Raw genomic sequence first — 580 nt, 5'->3', positions numbered from 1 at the left:
TGTAGCTCAGTTGGTTAGAGCGCACCCCTGATAAGGGTGAGGTCGGCAGTTCAACTCTGCCCAGACCCACCAATTTTGCGTAATGCTGCGTTATTTTATAGCTCACTTAGTGTTACTAAGCTTCGCCATAAAATGCCTTGCCTTACACAAAATTAAGCTTAAAACGAAAGTTTAAAAGCTAACAGTTATCTGGGGTTTGAAGGTACCGTTTGAGTGTTGCTTTTAAGTGACGTTTGAAAAGTATAACGACGGATTTTTTGCTTAATGCAAGGCGCACGCCGGAGCGAGTGAAGGAGCATACTTCTGTATGTGACTGAGCAAGTGACAAGTGCAACGTAGCAGTCAGTAAAAAAGACAAGTTAGACAATGGGGCCATAGCTCAGCTGGGAGAGCGCCTGCCTTGCACGCAGGAGGTCAGCGGTTCGATCCCGCTTGGCTCCACCATTATCCAATCGCGCAAAGTTCAGAAATGAATATTTAGATGCTCTCAAAGTAGAGAGAGATTTGAATATTGATTTCTGGTCTTTACCAGAACTGTTCTTTAAAAATTTAGGTTTGTGATAGAAGTAAAAATAGACTA

1 tRNA gene is annotated in these 580 nt (G+C 42.9%); it reads left to right on the top strand.

Features of this window, described 5'->3' with window-relative positions:
• Positions 1–368 precede the first annotated feature (368 nt).
• A tRNA-Ala gene (locus JYJ62_RS15775) sits at positions 369–444 on the top strand.
• Positions 445–580 lie beyond the last annotated feature (136 nt).

The organism is Denitrificimonas caeni, from assembly GCF_905120345.1.
Lineage (GTDB): Bacteria > Pseudomonadota > Gammaproteobacteria > Pseudomonadales > Pseudomonadaceae > Denitrificimonas > Denitrificimonas caeni_A.
This window is presented reverse-complemented; position numbering and strand designations above follow the sequence as displayed.